The organism is Rhodococcus sovatensis (assembly GCF_037327425.1).
GTDB lineage: Bacteria > Actinomycetota > Actinomycetes > Mycobacteriales > Mycobacteriaceae > Rhodococcoides > Rhodococcoides sovatense.
Map to the genome: position 1 here is coordinate 4020081 of NZ_CP147846.1, position 20110 is coordinate 4040190.

Below are 20110 nucleotides of genomic sequence, written 5' to 3' on the forward strand. Positions count from 1 at the left end.
TTTGTTGGTTTCGGGGGTTGCGGGCCGGGGCCCCTCTCACCCATGTTCGTGGGTTACCGAGCAGGAAATCCCCCTGCCCGGTCTATCCAACAGTGGTGGGAGGCCCCGGTGAATACAAATCGTACGAGTATCGGCCTGGATGTGCACGCACGATCGACTGCAGCAGCAGCAATCGACGGCATGACAGGGGAAGTGTTCGAATCCAAACTCACAACCGATCACCAGCAGATACTGTCCTGGATCCGCTCTCTACCAGGCCCGACAGCAGTGGTCTACGAAGCCGGACCCACCGGCTTCGGGCTCTACCGATCCTTGACCGCCGCCGGGATCAACTGCACAGTCGCTGCACCCTCGAAACTACAAAGACCGGCCGGGGACCGCATCAAAACCGATGCCCGCGACGCCCTGCACCTGGCGAAACTACTCCGACTCGATGAAGTCACCGCCGTCTCGATTCCCACCGTCGCCCAGGAAGCGGCCCGCGATCTGGTCCGCGCCCGCGAAGACTGCCGCGGCGATCTGATGCGGGCCCGCCACCGCCTTTCGAAACTGCTGCTCCGCCACGACATCGTCTACCGCGACGGCTCAGCATGGACGCAGACCCACGACCGGTGGCTGCGCAGTACGGCACGCCCGTTGCTGACCGAAACCGCGTCACGGGCGGCATTCGACTCCGACTACGACCACACCTTGACCATGATCGCCCGCCGCGCACGCCTGGACACCGCGATCGAAGAGATCGCCGAGAACAGTGAATTCACCCCGATCGTGCACCGCCTGGGATGTCTACGCGGTGTCGCGACACTGACTGCACTCGCCTTGACTGTGGAGATCGGTGACTGGAAACGGTTCACCGGCAATACTATCGGAGCATTCGTTGGATTGGTTCCCACCGAATACTCCTCCGGTGGTTCCCGGGTTCAAGGCTCGATCACCAAAACCGGGAACACACATCTGCGGCGGTTGTTGATCGAGTCGGCGTGGCATCACCGACCCGAGAATCGTCTCAGTGCCGGGTTGGTGCGACGTCAACAGTTCGCCGACCCGGCAGCACGTGCCCGAGGGCAAGCCGGCAATGCGCGTCTGCACGAGCGGTGGGTGCGTTTCGGGCTGCGTCGCAAGCGGCCGGTCGTGGCGAACGTCGCGATCGCGCGTGAACTCGCTGGCTGGTGCTGGTCGCTTGCTGTCATGGACGATGACGGCCGGATGACCTGAGCATCCCTTTGAACTGCTTCGCTTAGCTGAGCCGATGTGGTGACAGCGCGTGGATCGACCCGCGATGCCCCTATGAGCAGACTCCTCTGTACTGGGGGGTCGACGCTCGATCCTAGACACGCGGACACGATCCAGCCGAATCCCCGTCCTGCGGTAACCAACCCGCGTATATCAGTCTGACCGCGCGTCGCGATACGACACGCTCATCACACACAGACTCAGCCGGGCGAAGCGCCGAGACGCCGTCGGGGTAGCTCCCCGGCGGCGTCTCACCATGCCCTCTTGACAAATCTCTCTACATATCAGTGGCGCGGTTAAGTATGTTCTGGCCTACTCAACCGCGCCACTGCGGCGGAGCCGCTGCTGGCGCTCGGTTCCCCAATCACCGAGCGAACCCAACGCAGCGTTGAGTGATTTCCCGTGGACGGTCAACGAGTACTCGACACGCGGAGGCACTTCTCGGTATACCTCGCGGTGAACGAGATCGTCCTCCTCCATCTCGCGCAGATGCTGTACGAGCATCTTTTCGCTGACCCCGGGGAGTCCTTTCTTCAGTTCTCCGAAGCGTCGAACGCCGTAGTTGTTCAGCTCCCACAGAATCAGTGACTTCCACTTTCCGGACACCACGTCCATTGCGGCATCGATACCGCAGATGTACGGCCCACGACGCTTGCGGTCCATCGTTCGTCCTCCATGCTTACGAATAAGTCAGTAGCGCACAAAATAGTGGGTACTTGCAGGATTCACGGTAGCGCGCAATCCTTTCTCTCACCGACGAAGGGAGAAACGAATGTCCGTCAGCAGGTCGAGGGACGCGGTGCAGACAGCTTTGCCGGCTCTTCGATCTTGACCGGGCAACCCTGGTCCTGAGCTCGTTCGGCGCGTCTACCAGCTGAAAGCCCTTGGCCCCTGAAGTCTGGATGTTGCGACACATTCCGACTGCAGAAGGAACCAAGGGCATGGATCAGAGTACGACAGTGCTGTTCGGGTTGCCCGGAGTACGCGTGGACCGTGTGTCCACCGACGATATCGGCGTGCGATTGGTGGAGTTCTTCACCGACGACGAACGGGCCGCGGCATGCCCGGGTTGCGGCGTGGTGTCGACATCGGTGAAGGGGCATGCGGTCACCAGACCGAAAGACATTCCGTACGGTGAGGTATCAATACTGTTGCAGTGGACCAAAACCCGGTGGCGTTGCCGGGAGGAGTATTGCCAGCGCGGATCGTTCACCGAGAGCGTCGACGAGCTACCCCCGCGGGCAAGGGTGACCGGCCGGCTCGGTCGCGCGATGGGATGGGCTATCGGAGACGCTGCCCGATCGGTCTCCGAAGTGGCGACCAGTCACGGCGTCTCCTGGCCGACTGCGCATCGAGGGTTCGTCGATCTGGCCGGGCGGATGTTGACCGAACCCGACCCGGTGAGAGTGTTGGGAATCGATGAGACCCGCCGCGGCAAGCCGCGATGGGACCGCTGCACCACGACAGGCACATGGGTGCGGACCGATCCGTGGGACACCGGGTTCGTCGACATCAGCGGCTCTCAGGGCTTGCTCGGGCAGCAAAGCGGTCGCACGTCGGCGACAGTGGTGGGCTGGCTCCGTGCTCGTAGTGCGCAGTTTCGGGACGGCATCGAATACGTCGCGATCGACCCCGCCGCTGTCTACGCCTCCGCGGTCCGCACCCCGGACCTGTTGCCGAACGCAGTGCTGGTGGTCGATCATTTCCATCTTGTCGCCAAAGCCAACGACGCCGTCACCAAGGTTCGGCAGCGGGTGACGTGGGATCAGCGGTCCCGGCGTGGGCGGGCGATCGACCCGGAATGGGCGAACAGACGTCGACTTCTGCGTGGCCGGGAACGTATGTCGGACAGAGGGTTTGCTCGAATGTGGAATGAAATCGACGCGCAGGATCCGAGTGCTCAGATCTTGTCCGCGTATATCGCGAAGGAGGAATTGAGGACCTTGCTCTCGACCGTCCGCGATGGTGGGGATCGGCATCGGACATCGCATCGGTTGCAGCGGTTCTTCACATGGTGCGCCGATTCGCAGGTCCCGGAGCTGCTCACGTTGGCCAAGATGGTCGACACGTGGTGGCCGGAAATCAACGCGTTCATCACCACCGGCATCACCAACGCCAAAACGGAAGGCTACAACCGACTGGTAAAACAGGTAAAGCGATCCGCATGTGGGTTCCGGAACGTTGACAACTCGGCCCGTCGGATACGGTTTCACACGACCCGCTCCGCGCGGGCCAGTATTCAGACTTCCTGCTGAGTTGCCCGGTTAAAGTTGAAGAGCCGCTTTGCCAGAATCTACGAGAGCATCGCGTATGGGGGAGAACGTGTCTGACACAATCACAATTATCGGACTCGGACCGATGGGGCAGGCAATGGCCCGGGCGTTCGTCGATGCCGGCCATCCGGTGACCGTCTGGAATCGGACCCGGTCGCGAGCGGACGGCCTGACGGGCGTCACCGTCGCCGATTCCGTCGAGGGTGCACTCGCAGCCGGTGACATCATCGTCCTCAGCCTCACTCACTACGACGCGATGTACGACATCCTGGGGCCCTACCGATCACGGCTGATGGGAAAGACTCTCGTCAATCTCAGCTCGGACACACCTGACCGCACCAGGGAGGCGGCCGAGTGGGCACGTGCACAGGGGGCGAGCTTCGTCACCGGTGGCGTCATGGTCCCGGCGCCGATGATCGGAACCGATTCCGCGTACGTGTATTAGAGCGGTGACCGTTCGACGTTCGACGCCGTCGAAGCGACGCTCGCAGCGATCGGATCCGCGCGCTATCTCGGTCACGACCCGGGCTTGGCGCAGCTCTACTACCAAGCGCAGCTCACAGTGTTCTTGACGTCACTGTCCGCGATCCTCCACGCCACCGCATTGGTGAACACAGCAGGGGTCACCGCGAGCGACTTCGTGCCGGAGGCTCTCGACATGATCGCGGCCATTCCGGCCATCGTCGGCCCAGGACTGGGTACGTCCATCGACGCTCGGTCCTATCCAGGAGATCTGAGCACAGTCACCATGATGGGCGCCACGGCGGCACACATCACCGAGACCAGCCGGTCCCTCGGAATTCCCGCCGGACTACCTGCCGCCGTCGAAGCTCTGTACGACGCCGCGATCGCCCGCGGTCATGGCGCCGACGACGGGGCGAGCGTGATCGAGGTGCTGCGCCCCTAGTGGTGCGGTTGAGCGCACGCCAGTGCACTCAACCGCGCCACTGCGGCGGAGCCGCACCAGGGCCACTGCGGCGGAGCCGCACATCAGCCGACCGCGGCCTCCTTCTGGAGCTCGAGGGCGATGTCGACGAGCTGGTCTTCCTGACCACCGACCAGCTTCCTGGCACCCGCCCGCACCAGCAATTCCGCCGAGGACACGCCGTACCTCTCGGCTTGGCGTTCGGCGTGACGGAGGAAGCTGGAGTACACCCCGGCGTATCCCATCATCAACGCCTGCCGGTCGAGCAGGCACTCGGCCGGCATCACCGGGCGGACCACATCCTCGGCGGCGTCGGCGATCTTGAAGAAGTCGATGCCTGTCTCGATGCCGAGTTTGTCGCACACCCCGACGAACGCTTCGACCGGCGTATTGCCTGCGCCTGCGCCGAACCGTCGAGCGCTGCCGTCGATCTGCTTCGCTCCTGCCCGAACTGCACATATCGAATTGGCCACGGCCAGATCGAGGTTCTCGTGGCCGTGGAACCCTACCTGCGCATCATCACCCAATTCTGCGACGAGGGCCGACACCCGGTCCGACACCTGCTCGAGGACCAGCGCACCGGCCGAGTCGACGACATAGACACATTGGCACCCTGCGTCGGCCATGATGCGCGCTTGCTTGGCCAGTACCTCGGGTGGCTGCGAGTGCGCCATCATCAGGAAGCCGACGGTCTCGAGCCCTCGTTCCCGCGCGAGGCCGAAATGCTGAACGGACACATCGGCTTCGGTGCAGTGTGTAGCAATCCGGCAGATCGACGCACCGTTGCCCTGCGCGGTGACGATGTCGTCCTTGACACCGAGACCCGGCAGCATCAGAAACGCGATCTTTGCGTTCTTCGCCGTCTTCGCGGCGATCGAGATCAGTTCCTGCTCCGGCGTTCTGGAGAATCCGTAGTTGAACGAGGAGCCGCCGAGTCCATCACCGTGCGTCACCTCGATGACAGGCACTCCTGCGCCGTCGAGCGCGGCGACGATGTTCTCCACATCGCTGGTGGTGAACAGGTGCCTCTTGTGGTGCGAGCCGTCGCGCAAGGACGTGTCTGTCACTCGTATCCGACTCATCGAACACCCGCCTCCAGAATATGTTGAGCAACCTGCTCGCCGACTTTGGTGGCAGCAGCGGTCATGATGTCCAGATTTCCCGCATAGGGCGGTAGGAAGTCCCCGGCGCCTTCCACTTCGACGAAGATCGACACCTTTGCGAATCCGCCCGAGATCTCGGAGGGAGGATCGAACTGCGGATCGTTCAGCAGGCGGTAGCCCGGCACGTATTCGGCAATCTCCGCCGCCATCCGAAACACAGATTCGGAGATCGCATCAGGATCGGCGTCCTCGGGAATGGCGCAGAAGATCGTGTCTCGCATGATCATCGGTGGATCCGCAGGATTGAGGATGATGATTGCTTTCCCTCGCGCGGCCCCGCCGATTTCCTCGATTCCCCGACTGGTGGTCTTGGTGAACTCGTCGATGTTCGCCCGAGTTCCCGGGCCCGCCGACACCGAGGCCACGGATGCGACGATCTCGGCATAGGGCACCTCCACGATCCGAGACACCGCATGCACCATCGGGATGGTGGCCTGCCCACCGCACGTGATCATGTTGACGTTGAGAGCGTCGACGTGTGCGTGCAGGTTCACGGGCGGGACGACTGCAGGGCCCACTGCTGCGGGCGTCAGATCTATCGCGCGGATGCCGGCCTCGGCGTACCGCGGAGCAGCGGCCCGATGGACGTACGCCGACGTCGCCTCGAAGATCAGGTCCGGTCGTTCGTCCTGCGCCAACAACCAGTCGACGCCCTCGGCGCTGGTCTCGAGACCGAGCGAGCGAGCGCGGGCCAATCCCTCACTGTCGGGATCGATCCCGATCATCCAGCGCGGATCGAGATAGTCCGATCTTCGCAGCTTGTACAGAAGGTCTGTGCTGATGTTGCCGGAACCGACTATCGCTACGGTCGCTGTGGCCATGAAGTGAGACCTTTCTGTTCAGGTGAATTCGAGGGAGACGGTTCCGAGTCCGGTGAACTCCGCGCGGAAGGAGTCACCGGCTTCGGCATCGATTGCCCGAGTGCATGATCCAGGCAACACGATGTCGCCCTTCTTCAGACGGACGCCGAATCCGGCGACCTTGCGCGCGAGCCAGGACACCGCGGTCACCGGGTTGCCGAGCACCGCGTCGCTCCGCCCCTTCGCTGCAACCTCGCCGTTTCGCCAGAGAACGGCGTCGATGCTCAGCAGATCGATCTCCGACGGTCGCACTCGCTGCTGACCTAGCACGAACCCGGCGGAGGACGCGTTGTCGGCGATCGTGTCGGACAGACCGATCTTCCAGTTCTCGATGCGGGAGTCGATCAGCTCGATGGACGGCGCGACGTACGCCGTCGCCGCAAGGACGTCGTCGACAGTGCATCCCTCACCCGGGAGATCTGCACCGAGCAGAAATGCCACTTCCACTTCCACCCGCGGGAAGCAGAACCTCCCGGTGTCGACGGGAACATCTTCGAATACCTCCATATCGGCGAGGAGGTGTCCATAGTCGGGTTCGTCGACGCCCATCATCTGCTGCATCGCGAGCGAGGACAGGCCGACCTTGTGGCCTACGATCGACGCTCCCGCCTCGACTCGTCGTCTGATGTTCAGCAACTGGATTTCGTAGGCGTCGACGACGTCGATGACCGGCAGTGGCGCGATCGGATGCCTGGTGACCTCTGCCGTCGCCAACCGTTCGGCGAGTTCAATTCGCGTCTGCGTCGACAGCACGAAGTTCCCCTTTCGTTGCGTGTGCGCCGGCGCGGCGCCCCGAGAAGATGCAATCCGCCAGCGACAACCCACTGACGTACGAGTTCGAGCACAAGCCGACGGCAGTACGCCCAGCGGCGAACAGACCCGGAATCGCCGATCCCGACGTGTCTTTCACTCCGCCAGTCTCTTCATCGACCACAAGGCCGCCGAGGGTGAGCATGGGGCATGGATTCATCAGCTTGGCCACCGCCGAACCGGCTGGAATCCCTGCGTCGAACAATGTGAACGGAGCCTTCAGCGCCGGAGTACGGAAGTCGTCGTGCTTGCCGAACGGGTCCGCGGTCGACGCAGCGATGGCCGAGTTGTGCGCCTCGACGGTCGCCCGGAGCCCGGACGGGTCGACTCCAGCAGCTCGGGCAGCTGCTTCGACGGTGTTGCCGCGCTTCGCGGTACGCATCAGTCCCGCGTTCTGAACACGCTGGAACCAGGTGGACTGCGACGGAAGTTGCTTCTTGGCCTGCCGGACGAGATCGGCGTCGGCGAGCAGCCAACCGCGACCAGCTCCCTGCTCGACGATCGCGTGACCGAGGGCCGCGCCGTACCTTGACTCGTCGATCATCCGTTTCCCCTCGCGGTCGACCAGCAGCGAGCCGAGGAAGGGAACGGGAGGCACGATGAAACGCCAAGCCGATACGTTGCCGAGTTTGTCTGTTGCCGCTCCGATCTCGGTCGCAAGCATGATCCCACTGCCGTCGTCCCCGGCCGTACCGAGGGCAATCCCACCGGTGTACTTCGGAGCGTGTTCCTTCATCATGGCTCTATCGGCTACGAACCCACCCGCGCTGAGTACGACGCCGCGTCGTGCTTCGACTCGGAGTACCTCGGAATACCTCTTCTCCAGGTGGGCGAGTCGACGCTCGAGCAAGTACCTCAGTTGCGGAGCGTAGATGCCGGGTTTGGCCGAGAGGAGTCCAAGTCGTCGATGCAGCATTCGAATACGGGCCGGAGCTCGGCTCATCGACCGACACTCGACACCCACGACGCGCCCGTCCGACACGACCAAAGACACGGCTCGCGTCTGCGGCACCAGGTGTACACCGGAACTCAGAGCGGACGATGCAAGCGGAGAGAACAGCATCTTCCCGCTCGTTCCCTTACCCTTCGCGCGGTGGCCCCGAGGGGCAGGCGTCGCGACCGCGCGGAACTCCCCCGCCGCTTCACTCCCGGAGTAGTAAAGGTAATGCCGGTTGCTGGGGTACGAGGTCTTGTACGGGCACAGTGACGCTTCGAACGGCACACCGTGCGCCTGCAGCCACTCGATCATCTGTGGGCTTTCCTCGCAGAAACGTCGCAGCGTCGCGGTACTGACTGCGTCACCCACTTCCTTCCGGAGATACTCGAACATGTGCTCGACACTGTCGCGTACCCCGGCAAGGTCCTGGACGGATGTACCGCCGCCTGCATATACGACTCCGCCCGACAATGCGCTGGCCCCACCGCCCGCGTAGCGGTCGAGCGCGATGACCTCGGCGCCCGACTCTCGTGCCTGAATGGACGCCGCAGCTCCAGCCGCTCCGAAACCGACCACTACGACGTCGGCGTGTAGATCCCACGTCACTCGCAACCTCCGAACTAGTAAACTGGAACGCGTTTCGGTCTATGAACGAAATTCTCTCCATCTTCGCTGCCCGAAAGCATGGACTCGAACCAGGATCATTCTATAACGTGTTCTAGATGAGCACGCAGGAATACGACATCGTCGTGGTCGGAAGTGGCGCTGGCGGGATGACCGCCGCACTGACCGCGGCGCACCGCGGACTGAGCGTCGTCGTGATCGAGAAGTCCCGGCACTTCGGCGGGTCGACGGCCCGCTCGGGCGGCGGCGTCTGGATCCCCAACAACGAGGCGCTCGAGGCAGACGGAGTCGACGACACTCCAGAGGCCGCCCGCGACTACCTCCACGCGATAATCGGCGACGTCGTTTCGAAGGAACGCATCGACACCTACCTCGAGCGCGGTCCCGAGATGCTGAGCTTCGTTCTCGCGAACTCACCGCTGAAAATGCAGTGGGTACCGGGCTACTCGGATTACTACCCGGAAGCCCCCGGCGGACGCGTCGGAGGCAGGTCGGTCGAACCGACCCCGTTCGACGCCTCCTGCCTCGGAACCGAGGTGAACAACCTGGAACCGGATTACGGAAAGGCGCCACTCAACGTCGTGCTCACGCAGGCGGACTACCGTACGATCAATCTGCTACGGCGCCATCCAAGTGGGATTGCACGGGTAATGCGCGTCGGAATGCGTTGGATGGCAGCAAAACTCACCGGCAAGCACCTTCTCGGCCGAGGCCAGGCTCTCGCTGCCGCGCTGCGGGCCGGGCTTCAGGACAAGAACGTGCCCGTGCTTCTCGACACCCCGATGGTGGATCTCGTCGTCGAGGGCGGTCGAGTTCGAGGCGTCGAAACCGCCGACGGCACTGTTCTTCGCGCCGGCCTCGGCGTCGCGATCGCTTCCGGCGGTTTCGAACACAACGAGGAGATGCGCAAGCAGTACCAGCGCGAACCGATCGGGACGGAGTGGACCGTCGGGGCGAAAGCAAACACCGGCGACGGTATTCGCGCCGGCCAGAAGCTCGGCGCTGCCCTGGATCTGATGGACGACGCGTGGTGGGGGCCGTCGATTCCACTGACCGGCGGACCATGGTTCTGTATCGCCGAACGCACGTTGCCCGGCGGCATCATGGTGAACACTTCGGGCAAGCGATTCCTCAACGAGGCAGCCCCCTACGTCGAGGCGGTGCATTCGATGTACGGCGGGGAATACGGCGTCGGCGATGGACCCGGCGAGAACATTCCGACCTGGATGATCATCGACCAGCGGTACCGAGATCGATACATCTTCGCCGGTCTGCAACCGAAGAAGCGGTTCCCCTCTCGATGGCTGAAAGCGGGGGTGGTCGTCCAGGCGGATACCATCTCGGAACTTGCCGAACGGACCGGCATTCCACCCGCCGAGTTGAGCGCAACTGTGGAGCGCTTCAACGGATTCGCGCGCACCGGCGTCGACGAGGATTACGGTCGCGGAAACAGCGGGTACGACAAGTACTACGGTGATCCGACGAACAAGCCGAACCCAAGCCTCGGCCCCATCGACAAAGCGCCGTTCTACGCCGTCAAGATGGTGCCTGGCGACCTCGGTACGAAGGGCGGTCTCCTCACCGACGCCGACGCGCGGGTACTGCGTGAGGACGGGAGTGTCGTCGACGGTCTCTACGCGGTCGGCAATGCAAGCGCCCCGGTCATGGGGCACACCTATGCCGGACCCGGCGCGACCATCGGGCCGGCAATGACCTTCGGCTACCTTGCGGTACTCGACATGATCAGCCGGGCGTCGCAATGAGCATAGATCTCGATACCGCGCTCGGGGCCGAACTCCCTCGACAACGCTTTTCCTGGACTCCGAACGATGTTCAGACCTATCACCTCGCTCTCGGCGCCGGATCGTCGCCACTGGAGGGCCGGGAACTGCGCTACCTCGACGACGCGAAGCCACAGGTACTTCCGACGTTCGCGACCGTCGCTGCGACGTTCCACAGCACGGAGGCTCCCCGGGTGCGATTCCCCGGAATCGACATCGACCTGGCAAAGGTCGTGCACGGTAGCCAAGAGATCGAGACGTACGCACCTATCCCGGCATCGGGCGAGGCCGAAACGGTCACCCGAATCACCGAAATCTGGGACAAGGGCAGTGCTGCTGTCATCGTGCAGGAAATGATCACCACGGCACTCGACGGCACCGCACTCTGGCGAGCACGGTCGTCGATCTTCGCACGAGGAGAGGGTGGATTCGGTGGCGAGCGCGGTCCGTCCACCAAGGTGGCACTGCCGAACCGGGTTGCGGACGCCGAAGTGAGCATTCCGATCCTGCCGCAGCAGGCGTTGATGTACCGCATGTGCGGTGATCGAAATCCACTGCACTCGGACCCCGAATTCGCCCGTGCAGCAGGATTTCCGAAACCGATTCTGCATGGTCTGTGCACGTATTCGATGGTCGCGAAGGCTGTGACGGACACCGTCCTCGACGGCGACGCCGACGCCATGCGCAGCATCGCAGCGCGCTTCGCAGGCGTCGTCTACCCCGGCGAGGATCTCGCGTGCCGCATCTGGCACGAAGGCGATCACCATATTGTCGGCGTGACCGTACCCGGGCGAGAGGACGCCCCCGCTCTCGCCGATGTCGTCATTGCCGCCCGCTGAGCCCAACCGCGCCCCTGAGCCCCTGAGCCACATTGAAGAAGACGGAGAATCATGTCCGAGCTGAAGCGTCGACAGTTCATCGCCGCCGGGGCAGGCGCTCTCGCTGCCGCCTCGGTGATGCGTGCGGTACCCGCCGGTGCCGCCCCCTTCGGCAGCGTCGATACGACGATCCCCGCACCGCCCAACTTTCCCGCCGGCATTCCGCTGTATCAGCAGCGCTACCAGAACTGGTCGAAGGAGATCATTCTCGACGCCATCTGGACGTGCTCGCCTGTTACGGCGGAAGACGTTGTCCGATTGGCGAACTGGGCACACACAAATGGATATCGCATTCGCCCGCGCGGCGCCATGCACGGGTGGACCCCCCTGACCATCGTCAACGGGGAAAACATCGATCGAACCGTTTTGGTGGACACGATGGTTCACCTGAACGGCATCTCGGTGAATGCCGGCGCGGGGACCGTGTCAGCCGGAGCAGGAGCCACGATCGAGGCAATTCTTCAGCAGCTGCAGAACAACGGACTGGGATGGGCGAGCGTGCCCGCACCGGGCGTACTGTCCGTCGCCGGAGCGCTCGCAGTCGATGCGCACGGTGCAGCGGTGCCCGCCGTGGGCGAATCAGCCCCCCTGGGAACGACATACGGCTCGATGAGCAACCTGATCACGTCACTGACCGCAGTGGTCTGGAACGGGTCCGAGTACGCACTGCGCACCTTCGATAGGTCGGAGCCCGAGATCACTCCCCTGCTCGCGCATCTAGGGCGCACCTTCCTGACCTCGGTGACGCTGCAGGCAGGCGCAAACACTCGAATGCGTTGCGAGAGTTTCACCGACATCGGCTGGCGAGAACTGTTCGCCGTCAGCGGAGCACCAGGACGAACCTTCGAGAGCTACCTCGATCGGACCGGCCGCGTCGAGGCAATCTGGTACCCGTTCACCGAAAACCCGTGGCTCAAAGTATGGTCGATCTCCCCGCAGAAGCCGCCTACTGCACGAGAAGTGTTCGGTCCGTACAACTATCCGTTCTCGGACAACCTGCCCGAGATCGCCTCGGATCTGATCGGACAGCTCACCGTCGGAAATACCTCCATCGCACCGGCATTCGGTCAGGTCTTCTACGGGACGACGGTCGCCGGGCTCGCCGCAACCGCGTCGTACGATCTCTGGGGATGGGCGAAGGACCTACAGTTCTACATCAAACCGAGCACCCTTCTCCTGACCGAGGGCGGGGGCGCCGTCATCACCTCCAGGGCCAACGTCGCGCAGGTAATTCACGACTTCGCCGTGTGGTTTGAGGATCGCGTGTCCTACTACCAGTCCATCGGACAATTCCCCATCAACGGTCCGGTGGAAATCCGATGCTGCGGTATGGACGATCCCGCCGACGTCATCGTCGATTCGGCCGGGCCACCGACCATCTCTGCCATGCGACCTCGCCCGGACCACCCAGAGTGGAACACCGCGGTATGGCTCAACGTACTCGGAGTCCCCGGCACTCCCGGTATGTTTGCGTTCTACCGCGAGATGGAACAGTGGATGCGCGGTCACTACTCGGGCCAGTGGGCAACCTTCCGACCCGAGTGGTCCAAGGGATGGGCCTTCAGCTCCGAGCTCCCGTACAAGGACGCCGATGTCATCGACACGATTCTTCCCAATACCTATCGCGAGGGCGTCCCGTCTGACGAGAACTGGGACACCGCCCTCTCCGTATACAACGCCTTCGATCCGCACCGCATCTACAGCAACACCCTGATCGACCAGCTCCTACCCTGATTGCCCAGGTCGCTACGCCCCGATCGCGCATTCGAAGTGTCCTGAGTGATCGAATGTGGAATGTTGGGACTGCGAACTCGTGGTGGCGGTGAGAGGGAGGGACAACCGGTGAAGTCGTGGTTGTTTCTGGTATTCGGCGTCGTGGCGTGCGCTGGATACTTCGCAAGTCCACCAGGACTCGTCTCGGAATCGGTGTTCGTCGGCATCGGACTGATCTCGGTATCGGCAGTTGTTGCAGGGATCTGGAACTACCGGCCCGCCACAACGCGGGCATGGGGGCTTATCGCAACCGGGTCTGCACTTTGGGTTGCGGGCGACGCCATGTACCTCTACATCTCGCAGAGCCAGGGCACCGTCCCGATGCCGTCCCCTGCGGACTACATCTACCTCGTCGGCTACCCGGTACTCGCGGCGGGTCTCTACTTGTTGGTCCACGACGGCTGGCGGAGAGGCGATCTCGGGCACGTCGCCAACAGCACGATCGTCATGATCGCATTCGGTTTGATGCTGTGGATATTCGTCGTGCACCCAAACGCGGTCGACGTCTCCACCGAAGCCGGACTCCTTGCCGTCGTTTACCCCGCCATGGACATTTTTCTACTCGGCCTTCTCGTCCATTTCGTCAGCGCGACACAGTGGCAGAATGCGGCATTCCGACTGCTCATAGCCGCCGTCGTGCTTGTCCTCGCCGCCGACACTGCAGCGGAACTCGTAGCTTTCACCGTTGCCGGACACGATGTCGCGGACGCGGGCTACCTGGGTTACAACATCCTCGTCGGCACCGCTGCACTACACCCCTCGATGCGCCGGCTGTCCGCCCCGTCACCCCGCAGCAGCGTTTCGACCATCGCGGCGTCGTTCAACTTCCCCACCGTGCTCATCGTCACCGCGGCTGCACTGACCACACCCGCGGTCATGGCGATCATGCTGATCCGCGATGAACCCGTGCGGGAATGGGGATGGGGTGTCGTGCTGAGCGCAACAATCCTCGTCTGCCTGGTCTTCGTGCGGGTGAGCGAACTACTTCTGCTACTGCAACGGCAGACGAAGACGCTACGGAACGTGGCCGACACCGATCATCTCACCGGCCTACTGAACCGCCGCGGTCTCGAACGATGGATCGACGTCAACGACACCGACCAGCGACCACTTGCATTCCTGCTGCTCGACATCGATCGATTCAAGGACATCAACGACACCTTCGGCCACCGAATCGGCGACGACGTGGTCCGGGCCGTCGCCCACCGCGTTGTTCGCGCAGTCGGCCTGCGCGGAGTAGTCGCCCGGGTCGGCGCCGACGAGTTCCTGATCGCCACCACGACCTACCCGTTCGAAGCGGAGGGCATCGCCCACGACGTGCACCACTCGCTACGTCGGCCGGTCACCACCGCAGATGCGACGCTGTTCATCGAAGTCAGTATCGGGATTTCGATGTCGGCAGAATCGACGGCGGAGACCGTGGGCCAACAGGCCTACCTGGCGATGGAATCGGCCAAGACGGTCCAACCTCGCACCGCCGTGTACGACAGTTCGATGGCTCGCGACAACAGTGCCCAGCTGCTTCTTCTCAGCGAGCTGACCACGGCAATCGATCAGCATCATCTCGAGCTCTATTACCAACTTCAGGTCGATCTCACAGCCATGGAGGCAGTCGGCGTCGAAGCTCTACTGCGGTGGAACCATCCTGTCCGCGGACTGATCGAACCGGACTCGTTTCTGCCGATGGCAGAGCGCACCGGCTTGATCCGCCCGCTTCTGGACTTCGTGCTCACTCAGACGACGACGCAGCACCTCGAGTGGAGACGCGAGGGCATCGATCTCGCACTCTCCATCAACGTCTCGACTCGAAACTTGCTCGACACCACACTCGTCGAGCGGGTTCGACGGGTGCTCGACGCCGGCATGGACCCGCGAATGCTCACGATCGAGATCACCGAGACTTCGTCGATGACGAACCCACCGCTGGCCATCGAAACCCTGGCCGAGTTGCGTCGGCTGGGAGTGAGCCTCGCGATCGATGACTACGGAACCGGGTACAGCTCGCTGGCCTACCTTCAGCGATTACCGGTGCAGCAGTTGAAAATCGACAAGACGTTCGTGCTCGATATGATGACGGCCCCTGCGCATCGAGTCATCGTACGATCGACAATCGACCTGGCACGCACCCTCGGTCTCACCATCACCGCCGAAGGCGTCGAAGACCTCGACACCCTCATGGAATTGAAAGCGCTGTGCTGCAACTATGCCCAGGGATACTATGTTGGACGTCCGGTGCCGGCCGAGGAGATACCGGCTTCGGTGTCCAAGCTGAACGCAGAACTGAAGGAGTGCACGGATACCCGATGAGCGACACCGAAAACCCGATGTCGGTCTACACCGCAATCCGATCACGCCGCGACGTTCGTGCCGAGTTCACCGGACAGATCGTCGAAGACGATGTGCTGCACAGGATTTTGGACGCCGCCCATCATGCACCGAGCGTGGGCAATACCCAACCGTGGGATTTCGTGATCGTACGGTCCCCCGAAACACTGGCCGAATTCGGAAAACACGTCGCCGATGAACGTGTGGCGTTCGCAGAATCGCTCCCCGCAGATCGACGAGAAACGTTCGATCCCATCCGAATAGAGGGTATCGAGACATCCGGCACCGGAATCGTCGTCACCTACGACCCTGAACGCGGCGGCCAGCATGTCCTCGGCCGGGCCACCGTCGACGAAACCGGCATCTTCTCTGCCGTGTTGGCCGTACAGAACCTCTGGCTCGCTGCGATATCGGAACGCATCGGCGTCGGATGGGTGTCGTTCTATCAGGAGCAGTTTCTGTCCGAGTTGCTCGGCATACCTGCTCCCGTGCGCCCGATCGCGTGGCTGTGTGTCGGTCCCGTGTCGGAATTTCAGACAGTCCCCGACCTCGAACGATTCGGGTGGCGCCCTCGTCGCCCACTGTCACAAGCCATACACCGCGAGAAGTTCGGCGGCTGAGTTTCACCAGCCCCAACTGCCGGGAATTCCCTTGAACGGCCCGACGACGTCGCTGGTGATCCAGCCTTCGTAGAACCCACCCTCCTGCGGAGTGGCGCGCTCCCCGTCGACCTCGCACTCGAGTCGGCTCGGCGAGAACGCAAGGTGCCCGGTGATGGGAAGGAACTGCTCCGTCGGAGTCTCGTAGCTCCAGGCCGCACCTTCACTTACCGCATCATGACCGTTCACATCCCAGTACGTCGCCGCGCCCTTCCATTCGCAGTGCGTGGACCGCGCTTCGGAGGGGCGTAGCGCATTGGCGGCCACGTCATCCCGTGGGATGTACCACGTCGGCGGATGGCTCGTTTCGAGAACGCGCCAAGCGTCGCGAGTCTCGGCCACCAGGACACCCTGGAACCGAACCGTGATCAACCGGTTCGATTGCTCGAGTTTCGGGGGCCTCGGATAGTCCCACACCGATTCTTGACCTGGTCCGGGCACCTGCGGTGTCACTATGCTCATCCTCCCGATAGTGCCACGCATCCAGCGCTTGCTGGGGCGGACGCACAGTAGGGCCGACGCACACCAGGGCCACAGTAGGTCAAGGTGCGTCTACCGGGTAGAGATCGTCGGATCGGTCCTCGTCGAGGATCCACCGGTCCACCTCTGCCAATGGATCGGTCACAGGGTCGCTCAACCGCTCGGCGACAGAGTTGTTCAGCCGCACGGTGGCAGGGGCGCTCGACCTCTTAGGGGCCGTGATTTCCTCACGAGCCCGAATCTCGACTGGTTCGGGTGCGGGAGGTCGCGGCGCAGCCGCGGCGTCCTGAGCGAACGCTGTCTCGTGGATCGATGAGTTCTCGGTCGATGAAATCTCGGACGATGAGTGCTCGGACGATGAGTGCTCGGACGGACCGAGTGCTGGCAGTCTGACGAGGATGCCGAGCCCGTGGGTGGCAGCCAGCAGGCTGACCGGCGCAACGGTGGCAATAGTTGCCGACAGCGCAGGGTGCAGCATGCCGGCCTCAGAGATGAACGCGTGCATGGCATTCGCCCCGATACTCACCAACGCCGCAATGACGAGGACTGCCCAGAAGAACCGTCGCCCACTTCGTTGGTCCTCGAATTGCGCCAGCGCGATGACCGAGATGGTGGCTTGAAGGATGGTGCCGTCGACAATGACCGGCCACAGCCAAGACAGACTTCTGGGCACACCCGCCATCGTGGCGAGATCCCACAGCGCCGCGAAGCTCAGGACGAACGATGCGATGCCGATGACAGTGGTGATGACGACCGCACTGGCGAGCGTCGCACGCAAGACCTTGTTCATGCTTCGACATGGTGCACGAGGCCACCGACACGAAACCTGTCCACAGGCTCAGGCGCCTACTGCCGAGGCAAACCAGAGCGCTCCCGACATGAGAGTCAGCATGCAGACCACCAGCGTTCCCACCGAGAACGGCCACGCGATCCGGCGACGGGCGAGCCTGACGGCAGTCGCTGTGAACCCGATGATCCCGAGAAGTCCGGCCACGGCAAGAGTGACAACAACAGCGGCGACGGCCCGGTCCGCACTCGAATTGGTGCGGTGGTCGAGGAATGCCACCGAGAAGATCCCGACCAGGACTGCCAAGCCGCCGAGCATCACCGTGAACACGAGCGCGGTCACCGAAATCACGACGTCCCATCCACGTACCGATGAGGACTTCCCGGGTTCGGTCACAGCGAGAAAGGCTAAGCCAGCCGAGCCTCGGCGCGGTAGTGATCGGCACGATCGTGGGCGGACATTCCACCCCACACGCCATAGGGCTCGTTCGCCGACAATGCATGCGATCGACATTGAAGAAGTACCGGACAGGCCGAACAGATGGCCTTGGCTTTCCTTTCCCGCATCGCGCGGGCTCGGCCCCGTTCCCCCTCGGGGTGATAGAAGACCGAGGAGTCGTAGCCGCGACACAATCCGTCCAGCTGCCAATCCCACACGTCGGCATTCGGAACCGGCAATTCGACCGGCCGGGACGGCACGCCTCTCACCATCGGGGTCTCCTCATGAGCGCTGGCGCAACGAGGTTTGTGACCCGTCTGCGCGCGCGGATGTCTTCGTGAACCACTTCACTTTCCCGCATTCAACATACTTTTGGCAAGAATGTCGTACATTCGTATGCCTAAAAACCAGCGCTGCTGCTTCATATTCCGCGTGTCCGTTCGAGTTCCGCGATGATCGTAGCCGCGATTTCCGCTGGTGGCGGGCCCACATCGACGACGATTGCTTCTTCGTCGGATCCGATCGACTCCAGAGTCGATAGCTGAGTGTCGAGGAGGCCGCTCGGCATGAAGTGATTCATCCGAGCGTTCAACCTGCCGCTGATTCGCTCCCTCGTACCCGCCAGGTGGACGAATACCACGCGCCCCTCCGACCCCCGCTCCAGGACGTCGCGGTAGCTCCGCTTGAGCGCTGAACATGTCACGATTCCAGGCTCGCCCGCTTCAGTGTGCGCTCGGATCCAATCGGCAATGGTCTCCAACCACGGCCAGCGATCGGCATCGGTCAACGGCTGGCCCGACGCCATCTTCTCGACGTTCGAATCAGGGTGCAGGTCATCCCCCTCCTGCAGGTCCCACTTCAACGCACCCGCAAGAATGCCTGCGACAGTGGACTTCCCAGACCCTGACACACCCATGATCACGAGTACCGGATGGGGATTCTGTGGCGAACTCACGTCAGCTCACCACACTCGAAGTCATCGCGCCGGCTAGGGCCGTCTGAGAAACAGCGCATTCCATCACACTCCAAGTTTTCAGGTTCCGCACGTCCGAAGTACCCAGATACTCCTTGCACCAACCCCGCTCCTGCGTCGTACACAAGCCAGAGGGTCGGCGAAAACGAGTTCTTTCCGGACGAAGGTGAGACAGTCAGCCTCGTCGGACCGAGGTGACTCTGCTCACTATCCCTAAAAGTAGTACTTAAAGCAACCCTTGGGGTGATTCGTAATACTAATTACTGTGGCTTCACTGCGGGAGCAACACGGGACAGGAACTCGATCTGATCGACGACGACACGGTCGAACGCATCCCCGACATAGATGTCGAAATGGCCGTCCGGATAGACGACGACCTCGCCTTTCGGGGCACGCTTCGCATGCCGCAGGGTTGCCTTGGCCGGCGCTACGGTGTCGGTCTCGCACACCGAGAACATGATCGGGCACGTCACCTTTCCCGCATGCCTACCAGGGCGACGCAGCGGAATGTCGAGACCGACCCGGGCCAGCACCTCGTTCCGAAACGTCTTGCCCTCGGGCACGAGCGCCAGATAGCCGTCGAGCGCGTCGGACGCGGACATCAAGGCTGTCGAACCCGGCGGGCCTGCCAGCGGGATGAACGTCGGTTCTCGGCCGAGCAGTGAGCCGACCCGGTCTCGTACCGCGCGCGCCGTCACCCGAGCTGCAACGAGCGGGCTCGTGGCCAGAGCGGATGCCACACCGTCGGTGAACGGGCATTGTGACACCACGGCGGCCACACCACCGTCCCGCGCCGCCGCGACGATGACATGGCCACCGCCGAACGATGTCCCCCACAGAACAACACTGTCACTGCCGCTCTCACTGCCACGCGATCGCGCGTACGCAATTGCCGAAGCCCAATCCTGCAGCTGCCGGTCGATGTCGAGAAGTTGGCGCGGCTCACCCTCACTATCGCCGAAGTGGCGGTAATCGAATACCAGGCACGAATACCCCTCGGCCGCGAACCTCGAGGCGAACGCATCGAGACGCATCGACTTGACTCCCCCGAGTCCATGGCCCATGACGATTACCGGAGCTCCCACTGCGCCCTCGTAGAACCAGGCACTGCAGTCGACCGAACCGGATGGAAAACGCACGTCGTAACGCTTGGTCATAACCCACCTCCATGTGTGCCGAAGACAATAGCGG

20 protein-coding genes are annotated in these 20110 nt (G+C 62.8%); 9 read left to right on the top strand and 11 right to left on the bottom strand.

All coding sequences use genetic code 11. The features are described from left to right. The first annotated feature begins 108 nt into the window (after positions 1–108). Positions 109–1215 (top strand): IS110 family transposase, encoded by a 1107-nt coding sequence (locus WDS16_RS18710; protein ID WP_338886700.1) that lies wholly within the window; start codon positions 109–111, stop codon positions 1213–1215. A 330-nt stretch (positions 1216–1545) separates the two neighbouring features. On the opposite strand, the gene WDS16_RS18715 is transcribed toward WDS16_RS18710, so the two are convergent. Continuing rightward, entirely contained in the window at positions 1546–1896 is a 351-nt protein-coding gene (locus tag WDS16_RS18715; RefSeq protein WP_338886701.1) for a helix-turn-helix domain-containing protein, read from the bottom strand. Between the two features lie 278 nt (positions 1897–2174). Here WDS16_RS18715 and WDS16_RS18720 point away from each other — a divergent pair, with 278 nt between their 5' ends. From WDS16_RS18720 to WDS16_RS18730, 3 genes are all read left to right on the top strand, one after another. Continuing rightward, positions 2175–3488 carry an ISL3 family transposase gene (locus WDS16_RS18720; protein ID WP_338886703.1) on the top strand — a complete coding sequence of 438 codons (1314 nt, stop codon included), beginning with the start codon at positions 2175–2177 and terminating at the stop codon, positions 3486–3488. 67 nt (positions 3489–3555) lie between these two features. Next, on the top strand, positions 3556–3951 hold the full coding sequence (locus tag WDS16_RS18725; protein ID WP_338886705.1) for an NAD(P)-binding domain-containing protein: 396 nt from the start codon (positions 3556–3558) through the stop codon (positions 3949–3951). An 84-nt stretch (positions 3952–4035) separates the two neighbouring features. Beyond that, positions 4036–4413, top strand: coding sequence for a hypothetical protein (locus WDS16_RS18730; protein WP_338886707.1), 378 nt, complete (start codon positions 4036–4038; stop codon positions 4411–4413). 83 nt (positions 4414–4496) lie between these two features. Here WDS16_RS18730 and dmpG read toward each other — a convergent pair whose 3' ends face one another. From dmpG to WDS16_RS18750, 4 genes are read right to left on the bottom strand one after another with little or no spacing between them, the layout of a single operon-like run. Next, positions 4497–5513 carry a 4-hydroxy-2-oxovalerate aldolase gene (dmpG, locus tag WDS16_RS18735; RefSeq protein ID WP_338886708.1) on the bottom strand — a complete coding sequence of 339 codons (1017 nt, stop codon included), beginning with the start codon at positions 5511–5513 and terminating at the stop codon, positions 4497–4499. Beyond that, entirely contained in the window at positions 5510–6415 is a 906-nt protein-coding gene (locus WDS16_RS18740) for an acetaldehyde dehydrogenase (acetylating) (protein WP_338886709.1), read from the bottom strand. The genes dmpG and WDS16_RS18740 overlap by 4 nt, the downstream gene beginning before the upstream one ends. 18 nt (positions 6416–6433) lie before the next feature. Then, the gene (locus WDS16_RS18745) at positions 6434–7207 is read right to left on the bottom strand and encodes a 2-keto-4-pentenoate hydratase (protein WP_338886710.1); all 774 of its coding nucleotides are present in this window, start codon (positions 7205–7207) and stop codon (positions 6434–6436) included. Beyond that, on the bottom strand, positions 7182–8807 hold the full coding sequence (locus WDS16_RS18750) for an FAD-binding protein (RefSeq protein WP_338886712.1): 1626 nt from the start codon (positions 8805–8807) through the stop codon (positions 7182–7184). Before WDS16_RS18750 ends, WDS16_RS18745 begins: the two co-directional genes overlap by 26 nt. Before the next feature lie 116 nt (positions 8808–8923). Between WDS16_RS18750 and kstD the strand changes: the two genes are divergently transcribed. The 5 genes from kstD to bluB all read left to right on the top strand — a co-directional run bounded on the left by kstD (position 8924) and on the right by bluB (position 16202). Further along, positions 8924–10588 (top strand): 3-oxosteroid 1-dehydrogenase, encoded by a 1665-nt coding sequence (gene kstD, locus WDS16_RS18755; protein WP_338886713.1) that lies wholly within the window; start codon positions 8924–8926, stop codon positions 10586–10588. Then, positions 10585–11445 carry a MaoC/PaaZ C-terminal domain-containing protein gene (locus WDS16_RS18760; protein ID WP_338886715.1) on the top strand — a complete coding sequence of 287 codons (861 nt, stop codon included), beginning with the start codon at positions 10585–10587 and terminating at the stop codon, positions 11443–11445. Before kstD ends, WDS16_RS18760 begins: the two co-directional genes overlap by 4 nt. A gap of 51 nt (positions 11446–11496) precedes the next feature. Then, positions 11497–13218 carry a cholesterol oxidase substrate-binding domain-containing protein gene (locus WDS16_RS18765; RefSeq protein ID WP_338886717.1) on the top strand — a complete coding sequence of 574 codons (1722 nt, stop codon included), beginning with the start codon at positions 11497–11499 and terminating at the stop codon, positions 13216–13218. A gap of 108 nt (positions 13219–13326) precedes the next feature. Continuing rightward, the gene (locus WDS16_RS18770; RefSeq protein ID WP_338886719.1) at positions 13327–15564 is read left to right on the top strand and encodes a bifunctional diguanylate cyclase/phosphodiesterase; all 2238 of its coding nucleotides are present in this window, start codon (positions 13327–13329) and stop codon (positions 15562–15564) included. Then, positions 15561–16202 carry a 5,6-dimethylbenzimidazole synthase gene (gene bluB, locus WDS16_RS18775; RefSeq protein ID WP_338886720.1) on the top strand — a complete coding sequence of 214 codons (642 nt, stop codon included), beginning with the start codon at positions 15561–15563 and terminating at the stop codon, positions 16200–16202. The genes WDS16_RS18770 and bluB overlap by 4 nt, the downstream gene beginning before the upstream one ends. Positions 16203–16205: 3 nt before the next feature. Here the strand turns inward: bluB and WDS16_RS18780 are convergent, their stop codons facing one another. The 6 genes from WDS16_RS18780 to WDS16_RS18805 form a co-directional block, all read right to left on the bottom strand. After that, entirely contained in the window at positions 16206–16703 is a 498-nt protein-coding gene (locus WDS16_RS18780; RefSeq protein WP_338886722.1) for a DUF427 domain-containing protein, read from the bottom strand. A 79-nt stretch (positions 16704–16782) separates the two neighbouring features. Continuing rightward, positions 16783–17511, bottom strand: a complete 729-nt coding sequence (locus WDS16_RS18785) for a DUF2637 domain-containing protein (RefSeq protein WP_338886723.1) — start codon at positions 17509–17511, stop codon at positions 16783–16785. Between the two features lie 48 nt (positions 17512–17559). Next, the gene (locus tag WDS16_RS18790; RefSeq protein WP_338886724.1) at positions 17560–17904 is read right to left on the bottom strand and encodes a hypothetical protein; all 345 of its coding nucleotides are present in this window, start codon (positions 17902–17904) and stop codon (positions 17560–17562) included. 11 nt (positions 17905–17915) lie between these two features. Further along, positions 17916–18218, bottom strand: coding sequence for a WhiB family transcriptional regulator (locus tag WDS16_RS18795; protein WP_338886726.1), 303 nt, complete (start codon positions 18216–18218; stop codon positions 17916–17918). Positions 18219–18367: 149 nt separating this feature from the next. Next, positions 18368–18862 carry a gluconokinase gene (locus tag WDS16_RS18800; RefSeq protein WP_338893532.1) on the bottom strand — a complete coding sequence of 165 codons (495 nt, stop codon included), beginning with the start codon at positions 18860–18862 and terminating at the stop codon, positions 18368–18370. A 317-nt stretch (positions 18863–19179) separates the two neighbouring features. Beyond that, positions 19180–20076, bottom strand: coding sequence for an alpha/beta hydrolase (locus WDS16_RS18805; RefSeq protein ID WP_338886728.1), 897 nt, complete (start codon positions 20074–20076; stop codon positions 19180–19182). Between the last annotated feature and the right edge of the window lie 34 nt (positions 20077–20110).

Excerpts from the sequence above, each read along its gene's own strand:
- kstD (WP_338886713.1), top strand. The coding sequence starts at position 8,924 with ATGAGCACGCAGGAATACGACATCGTCGTGGTCGGAAGTGGCGCTGGC.
- dmpG (WP_338886708.1), bottom strand. The coding sequence starts at position 5,513 with ATGAGTCGGATACGAGTGACAGACACGTCCTTGCGCGACGGCTCGCAC.
- WDS16_RS18715 (WP_338886701.1), bottom strand. The coding sequence starts at position 1,896 with ATGGACCGCAAGCGTCGTGGGCCGTACATCTGCGGTATCGATGCCGCA.
- WDS16_RS18780 (WP_338886722.1), bottom strand. The coding sequence starts at position 16,703 with ATGAGCATAGTGACACCGCAGGTGCCCGGACCAGGTCAAGAATCGGTG.
- WDS16_RS18785 (WP_338886723.1), bottom strand. The coding sequence starts at position 17,511 with ATGAACAAGGTCTTGCGTGCGACGCTCGCCAGTGCGGTCGTCATCACC.
- WDS16_RS18740 (WP_338886709.1), bottom strand. The coding sequence starts at position 6,415 with ATGGCCACAGCGACCGTAGCGATAGTCGGTTCCGGCAACATCAGCACA.
- bluB (WP_338886720.1), top strand. The coding sequence starts at position 15,561 with ATGAGCGACACCGAAAACCCGATGTCGGTCTACACCGCAATCCGATCA.
- WDS16_RS18800 (WP_338893532.1), bottom strand. The coding sequence starts at position 18,862 with ATGGGTGTGTCAGGGTCTGGGAAGTCCACTGTCGCAGGCATTCTTGCG.
- WDS16_RS18760 (WP_338886715.1), top strand. The coding sequence starts at position 10,585 with ATGAGCATAGATCTCGATACCGCGCTCGGGGCCGAACTCCCTCGACAA.
- WDS16_RS18795 (WP_338886726.1), bottom strand. The coding sequence starts at position 18,218 with ATGGTGAGAGGCGTGCCGTCCCGGCCGGTCGAATTGCCGGTTCCGAAT.
- WDS16_RS18720 (WP_338886703.1), top strand. The coding sequence starts at position 2,175 with ATGGATCAGAGTACGACAGTGCTGTTCGGGTTGCCCGGAGTACGCGTG.
- WDS16_RS18805 (WP_338886728.1), bottom strand. The coding sequence starts at position 20,076 with ATGACCAAGCGTTACGACGTGCGTTTTCCATCCGGTTCGGTCGACTGC.
- WDS16_RS18765 (WP_338886717.1), top strand. The coding sequence starts at position 11,497 with ATGTCCGAGCTGAAGCGTCGACAGTTCATCGCCGCCGGGGCAGGCGCT.